The following is a 6,710-nucleotide window of genomic DNA, read 5'->3' on the forward strand; positions in this document are numbered from 1 at the left end:
GGAGTCATACCTGAGTCTGGTAGATGGGACTTGCACCCATATCAGACCGAGAGTTCAACCTTTTTCCATGATTGGATTGGGTTGGTTAGCTTATGTACGGACTGATTACCGTGATTCAACTAACAACGAATCGCACTAGTGTAGATTAATTACGGCTTTAAAGGCTGCTTTCAAAGCTGGGATGTTGGCTAAATCAGTTTCTAACTCGGTAATTTCCCCTTCAGCCGCGACTGTAATCATGACAACGATGTTACGGGTGACAGGAAGTGATAAGGGCTGATTTGAGGAAGTGGAATTAAAATCAAGATTAGCCCCATATCTTTGGGCTGAGTCTGTGAATAGTTCATTGACATAATCTCCTGCTTCCCCTTGATTCCAAAAGACATCACCTTCATTAGCAGCAGCAAACCAATATTCATCATATTGTAGGAAAGTTTGGCACAGTTGCACCAATTCTTCTCCTAAAATATCCAGATCACCGTCAGCATTAATCGCTGTTCTAGCACTACTGTTGAGGACACCTAAGATTGGCGCTACTTCTTCTCCGTTTAAATGCAAGAACAAACGACAGACAATATAGCGAGTTTTTCCCATCATGCGATTAAACATTTTTTGTCTCCTGTAATTTCAGTAGATGTTGTTCACAACTGGATACTTACCTTTTTAATTTTAGTAGTCAGGAGTTAGTGGAGTATTGTTGTCTCAACTCCTTTTTGATTTTCTATATCTATAGGTGGACGCACACACAGATACATCAAAGCTCCAAACACAGGAATGATCGCAAATAACCAAAATAACTGATTATTTTGCCAACCTCGTCTTGTCATATCATCTCTTAACAACGTGGGAAATAATAGACTCAAGATGATAAAATCCAAACTCATGACGTGAATAAATCGGCTGGTTTCCCACTGTTGTCGAAAATTACCCCAGTCTCCCTGTAAACTATAGGTAAATAAAACCGCCGCACCTAAAGTTAATAAAATTCCAAAAACGCGAGAATCTAGTAATTTGAGAAATAATTTTTTTTTCCCTACAAACTTTTGATTGGGTTCTCTTAAAGCTAAATATGGTAAAAGCCCAAAAGCCCCAATAGCAAAAGCAGCACTAGCAAATGGCCAAGCAGGTATTTTTTGACCTCTACCATCAAAAAATACCACTGCACTATATATAAAAGGCCAAATTCCCATGATATTAAATAAACATATAATCAGCGGATTAATCCCTTGCCAATTTCCTGTAGAGAGATTTTTTATCAACTCAAAAGTATCCGGTTGTTCAGGAGGAGCAAAGAAAAAGGCATAGGAAACAAATCCTAGCCATAGTAAGCCAAAAGTGATTTTTCTGATCATGAATTTATGGAAATTAACTAAAAGCTTCCGAGAGATAATTTGCTGCTGCTGCGACCACAGCGATCGCACTCTCATAGTCTAACCTAGTTGGACCTAAAACTCCCACACTTCCCACTGGCACAGAACCCCGACGATAAATAGCAGAAATCAAAGTACAGGTTTGAATAGGTTCAAGAGGATTTTCTGTCCCAATCCGCACCGTTACTTTAGACTTATTTGTATCATCCATTTCTGTTTTTTCACAAATTAAATGCCAAAGTTGGTCTTGTTCTTCTTCCAACAATTGCATAATTGTCTGTACCTGCTGTACTTGAGAAAACTCAGGTTGTCGTAAGACTTCTCCAATCCCCCGCACCATAATTTGTGTAGTCGTTGGTGCAAGAGCGCGATGAGTCAATTCTACCAAAGAACTTTTCAAAAATTCGCCATAAACTCGAAATTCCTGATCTAATTCACTCCAGTCAAGGTAGCCTAATTCTAATAAACTCCTTCCTCGTAAATGACTATTCAAAAAGTTAGAAACTATCTGCAATTGATGATCAATTACCTCCGGTTCAGGTTTAGTTACTGATGATATTGAAAATAAATCCATCACCTTAGAATGGGTTTCATAACTATCTGTCACCACAATCAACATAATCTTCCCGGATTCAATTTGCACTAGTTGCAAATGTCGTAACTTTGCTGTCGTGGTTTGTGGCATAGTAATTAAAGTAATACAACCGCTTAATGTTGCTAAAATTTGGGCTGCACCTTGTAATAAAGCCTCTAAACTCCAATCGTCCCAATGCAAATGTCTTTGTAATGCCGTTTCTACCTCTTTAGCTAAAGTTTCTGATGGTTTAATTAGTTGGTCAACATAAATCCGATAACCAGAATCAGAAGGAATTCTTCCCGCAGAAGTATGTGGTTGATAAAGTAACCCTGATTTTTCTAAAACACCCATCACATTGCGAATAGTAGCGGAGCTAATACCTAAATCAAATCCTTCAATTAAAGCTTTAGAGCCAACAGGCTCTGCTGTCGCAATGTAATGACGTATAGTCGCCCAAAGTATATTTTGTTGCCGATTAGTTAGATGGACTTGCATAGGTGATATTTTTACTGAAGGCAAACCTTAATCAAAATCTGAAAAAATGCGTGGTTTTTACCACCAAACCCCAAAAGAGTATTAATTATTAATTAATGCAAGATAGCAAATTATATACTTAATATTGTCCGCTTTATGTAAATTAAAAATTTGCAAGTAATATCAAAGGTTGTAGCTTTTTCCTTAGTCGTAATTTATATTTCTGTTACCGAAACTAGGTTGTTTCAGTGTCTCACTTACATAAATCTCTATGTTTTTCTGGATCATCTCATGACATCCTCAAATAAACTGTAATTTTAGCTACAGAATATTAGATGCTACTGCGTAAGTTGGGTAGCTATAGTCGGAAAATCATTGTTCAATTTTATCCGTGAAATTAGGACTTATGTAATTGATTCAAAATATATCAAGAAATATGACCTATATTTTTTATGAAATCATCATCAATTTTGACAATAATTTCTCACATATTCCCTAAAGACTGAAGATAATTGAAACAATCTTTTATCATCTTTTATTTTCGTAACTAAATACCTTTCTTGTAAAGACTGTAACCCATTATTAAAATCAATAACAGATAAATTTAAACCTTCTCTCAAGTATTCTCTAGTAATAGGTATATCAAATTTACTTAAATGCCATACTATTTCTTTTTCTGGGGTTGATAAATGATTAAATATTTGCTGAAGTCGAGATTGCATTTGATTAGTAATATGCAAAGTATTCTCAGCTAAAAAATCAGCAACTTGACCGTCATAATTCTTGTTAATTAAGATACTCGCACTTTTTAAATCAATACAATTACCTGCATATAAATCAATTAATTTTAGCCAACTATCTTCATTTTTTAATCCTCTATTTTGGAGAATATCAACATCATATAATCCTGATATTTCTAAAGACTTAATCGGACATAATTCATCATCTAAACATTCTATTTCTGAAGATTGCTCTTGACTAATGACAACTACATGACTTTGATGTTTAACCTCTGTTATCAGAGTAAAAAAGTTTTGATACTCTTGATATGCAACTTTGTATTGTCCAGCAAATTTACCAGGAATAAAGATATTTTGTAAATCATCAAGAATAATTAAACATTTCTGATTCGCAAGAATATCAAATAATTGCTTTAATTGTTTATCTAAAGTTGCTTGAGGTTCTTGTTGACAAACATTCAATAAATCGCTAACAAGTAACTCCAAAGGTTGAGGATATTTTAAACTTCTCCAAATAACCACTGCAAATTTTTGTAAGTTTAAATCAACAAATCTTTTAACTAAAGTAGTTTTACCAATTCCATATAATCCTGATACTGAAATTAAACGAGTATTTTGCTTAAATATCCAATTAGAGAATTTTTCTAATTCTGTTTCTCGTTGATAAAATTTTATAATTTCAGGAGCTAAAGTTAAATCATAACTAGATAATTTATTTTCCGTATTTATATTACTTTCATCATCTTCTTTATTTGGTTGATTTAATGTTTGCGAATTAAAATTAAAATGATTATTACCAATATAAATATTTGGCATTTGAGATGATTTAATATATATCCTTTCCAAAGTAGAACAAAAATTAGTTTTTTTTATATCTTCATGTAATATTTCCGATAAAAGTTGCCATAATTCAGATCCTACATCTCCTACATGACTGCTAGAAAGATTATATTCGCTGGCAATATAATCATAAGTTTGTCTTTTCCATGTACCTTCAACTACAGCAGTTTGGATATCATCTAAATGTTTTCCCGTTTTTTCAAATACTATTTTATCAACAAATTTTACAACTTCGTCTACAGTCATAAAAACTATATAGGGTAAGGGTTTCAGTAATTATAGCAAAAGATAATCCTATTTTTACGCATATTTTCCGATTTTATACGTAAAATTTTGTAATAAATCTCCCGATAAAATCCGATGTTTTCCAATAGACAGATGACTCAGATTTTTGAAACAATAATAATTAAGTAAAAAAACCAACTTACTCAAAACAGTGTTTGATATTTTTCAGAGAATCTGATTTTACTCGTGATTCAAAAAATAGAGTCACTCAAAAATTAATCACAATGTCTTACTTAAGTAGTGAACAAAAAACTCAGCAACCCCCTGTTAATATAGAGGTTAGTCCTCTGACCATAGCTAAATTTGGTCAAACAGGTACAGGAAAAACAAGTCTTTCTAATGCTTTATTTGGGGTAAATTGGCGTACAGATTATGCTGTTGCTTGTACTCAAACTGTCACCGAATATGAAGGTAAAATGTTACCTGAAATTCATCAAGGTAAAGATTTTACTTGGCGACTTTGTGATACTCCTGGTGTTGGAGAGAGTGAATATGCGGATGATCAGCATTTTGAACATATTTATGAAACTTTTCACAAAGCAAATATAATTTTATGGGTTCTTCAGGCTGATACCCGTGCATTTGCAGAAGATCAAAAAGCAATTTTGAAATTAACCAACAACAAACAAAAAGTACCTGATGCTCATTATCTAATTGTTCTTAATCAAATTGATAGAGTACATCCTGAAAATTGGGATACTTTGAAAAATCAACCATCACCAGAACAATTATCTATAATCCCAAAGAAATTAGAAATTGTCTATCAACGCTTCTCTCCCTACATACCCATTGAAAAACAACATATTATTCCTTGTTCTGTTGTTAATAATTATGGGTTAGACAATCTTGTCAATACAATTAACAACTTTAATTATTTAGCAAATCCAATTAATAACTTGAATTAGAGGAGTTACAAAAATGGGACTTTTTCAGAACAAAGTATCACCAGAACAACAAGAATTTGTAGATAACTTACGCAGAGTTTTAGGTGATAAAGACTTTAAAATTTTTGAAAAATTAGTGCAAGAAGAACTAGCCAAACCTCCTAAAGTAGCCATTATTGGTAAATCTGGCGTTGGGAAAAGTACCACCATTAATTCCTTATTTGGTTTAGAGGAAAAAGTCAGTCATACTACTCACGGAACAACAGAAGCCAGTAAAAGAATAATTGAATTGCCCAATGGAGGAAAATTAACAGTTATTGATATGCCTGGAATGGGTGAAGATATTGAACTAGATAAAGAATACGCTAAAATTTACAAACAAATCTTGTCAGAAGCGGATGTTATTCTCTATGTTATTCAGGCAAATTTAAAGGCATTAACAGAAGATCAAAAAATACTCAGAGACATTGTACAAAACGTTACGGATAATTTAAAAGGTCGTCTAGTAGTTGGAATAAATCAAGTTGATAAAATTGGTCCTGGTACATGGAATACCAAATTAAATTATCCATCTCTTGAACAGGAAAACAATATCAATCGTCGTTGTCAAGATGTTCAGAAAACTTTAAGTTCTGCCCTTTCTATTAAAGTTGAACAAGTTGAATATTACTCAGCAGACAAACGATATAGACTCTATGACCTTCTAGCAGCAATTATCAAAGCATCGGGTAACGTTGGCTGGAAATTTAGTATTAATCCTGCTGATCCTATTGAACTAGCAGATCCATCTGTCCGGAATTTATTGAGAGAGCAATTAAAAGATTAGCAAATTATCGCATTTGTCTAAATTGTTGTTTAGCTAATAAGTAATAAAAAACTACACGAAGGAGATTAATTAACAAATGAATGATGATGAGATGAATTATGAGAATTTAGATCCAGAAGAACAAGAAATTATTAGGAGATTTAGAGAACTTTCTCAAGCTAAAAAGAAAGCAGTCACATCTAGTCAGGAGTCTTTTATTGATTGGATAAAAACCTCTCTTTCATGGGTATGGAATAAAATTCAAGGATATGCTAACGATCTATGGAGTTGGCTCAAAAGCTTATTCTAAGAACTTTGAGAAATCACATTAAACAGGAGTAAAAGATGGAATTATCAGAAGAAGAACAAGAAATTATTAGCCGTTATCGTCAACTTTCTCATGCACAAAAAAAAGCTGTTCTTGCTAGTGAAAACTCATTTGAATCATGGATTAAAACTGCTATGAAATGGCTTTGGGAAAGAATTAGTAAAGCAATAATTGAAATGCTATTTGACTATTTAAGAGATCAATTTTTTTAAGCTAAAGTTGCCCATTTTCGCTTAATAAACAAAAAACAAAACCCCCTCTAAATAAATAGAGGAGGCTTTGTAGTTGTAAATATTAAACCTGGCATCGAGCTATTTTCACGGAGGGCTACCCCTAAACTATCGTCGCCGCAGCAGCGTTTCACCTCTGAGTTCGGGAAGGGATCAGTGTGGTTCCACCGCGCCATA

The 6,710-nt window shown here is 33.4% G+C and carries 7 protein-coding genes, 1 rRNA gene and 1 pseudogene; 4 read left to right on the top strand and 5 right to left on the bottom strand.

The annotated features are described in order from the left end of the window. Nucleotides 1-138: 138 nt before the first annotated feature. The 4 genes and pseudogenes from PN450_RS09730 to PN450_RS09745 all read right to left on the bottom strand — a co-directional run. Nucleotides 139-609 (bottom strand): annotated as a pseudogene (locus PN450_RS09730) (DUF1517 domain-containing protein); the annotation flags it as partial. Between the two features lie 74 nt (nucleotides 610-683). Then, complete coding sequence (locus tag PN450_RS09735) at nucleotides 684-1,352, bottom strand: DUF2834 domain-containing protein (protein ID WP_271836145.1); 669 nt, start codon at nucleotides 1,350-1,352, stop codon at nucleotides 684-686. A 13-nt stretch (nucleotides 1,353-1,365) separates the two neighbouring features. Continuing rightward, entirely contained in the window at nucleotides 1,366-2,442 is a 1,077-nt protein-coding gene (gene hrcA / locus PN450_RS09740; protein WP_271836146.1) for a heat-inducible transcriptional repressor HrcA, read from the bottom strand. A 443-nt stretch (nucleotides 2,443-2,885) separates the two neighbouring features. Next, nucleotides 2,886-4,247, bottom strand: a complete 1,362-nt coding sequence (locus PN450_RS09745) for an NB-ARC domain-containing protein (protein WP_271836147.1) — start codon at nucleotides 4,245-4,247, stop codon at nucleotides 2,886-2,888. A 263-nt stretch (nucleotides 4,248-4,510) separates the two neighbouring features. Here PN450_RS09745 and PN450_RS09750 point away from each other — a divergent pair, with 263 nt between their 5' ends. The 4 genes from PN450_RS09750 to PN450_RS09765 all read left to right on the top strand — a co-directional run bounded on the left by PN450_RS09750 (nucleotide 4,511) and on the right by PN450_RS09765 (nucleotide 6,515). Further along, the gene (locus tag PN450_RS09750) at nucleotides 4,511-5,191 is read left to right on the top strand and encodes a GTPase family protein (RefSeq protein WP_271836148.1); all 681 of its coding nucleotides are present in this window, start codon (nucleotides 4,511-4,513) and stop codon (nucleotides 5,189-5,191) included. Between the two features lie 13 nt (nucleotides 5,192-5,204). Next, complete coding sequence (locus tag PN450_RS09755; RefSeq protein ID WP_271836149.1) at nucleotides 5,205-5,996, top strand: GTPase family protein; 792 nt, start codon at nucleotides 5,205-5,207, stop codon at nucleotides 5,994-5,996. A gap of 76 nt (nucleotides 5,997-6,072) precedes the next feature. Beyond that, nucleotides 6,073-6,285: a hypothetical protein gene (locus tag PN450_RS09760; RefSeq protein WP_271836150.1), complete on the top strand. Its 213-nt coding sequence runs from the start codon at nucleotides 6,073-6,075 to the stop codon at nucleotides 6,283-6,285. A gap of 35 nt (nucleotides 6,286-6,320) precedes the next feature. Next, complete coding sequence (locus PN450_RS09765) at nucleotides 6,321-6,515, top strand: hypothetical protein (protein ID WP_271836151.1); 195 nt, start codon at nucleotides 6,321-6,323, stop codon at nucleotides 6,513-6,515. A gap of 86 nt (nucleotides 6,516-6,601) precedes the next feature. On the opposite strand, the gene rrf is transcribed toward PN450_RS09765, so the two are convergent. Further along, nucleotides 6,602-6,710: ribosomal RNA gene (rrf, locus tag PN450_RS09770) — 5S ribosomal RNA — on the bottom strand; the annotation flags it as partial.

Source organism: Dolichospermum lemmermannii CS-548, assembly GCF_028330815.1.
In the GTDB taxonomy this organism is placed as follows: domain Bacteria; phylum Cyanobacteriota; class Cyanobacteriia; order Cyanobacteriales; family Nostocaceae; genus Dolichospermum; species Dolichospermum lemmermannii.

Excerpts from the sequence above, each read along its gene's own strand:
- PN450_RS09760 (WP_271836150.1), top strand. The coding sequence starts at position 6,073 with ATGAATGATGATGAGATGAATTATGAGAATTTAGATCCAGAAGAACAA.
- PN450_RS09735 (WP_271836145.1), bottom strand. The coding sequence starts at position 1,352 with ATGATCAGAAAAATCACTTTTGGCTTACTATGGCTAGGATTTGTTTCC.
- PN450_RS09755 (WP_271836149.1), top strand. The coding sequence starts at position 5,205 with ATGGGACTTTTTCAGAACAAAGTATCACCAGAACAACAAGAATTTGTA.
- PN450_RS09745 (WP_271836147.1), bottom strand. The coding sequence starts at position 4,247 with ATGACTGTAGACGAAGTTGTAAAATTTGTTGATAAAATAGTATTTGAA.
- PN450_RS09750 (WP_271836148.1), top strand. The coding sequence starts at position 4,511 with ATGTCTTACTTAAGTAGTGAACAAAAAACTCAGCAACCCCCTGTTAAT.
- hrcA (WP_271836146.1), bottom strand. The coding sequence starts at position 2,442 with ATGCAAGTCCATCTAACTAATCGGCAACAAAATATACTTTGGGCGACT.
- PN450_RS09765 (WP_271836151.1), top strand. The coding sequence starts at position 6,321 with ATGGAATTATCAGAAGAAGAACAAGAAATTATTAGCCGTTATCGTCAA.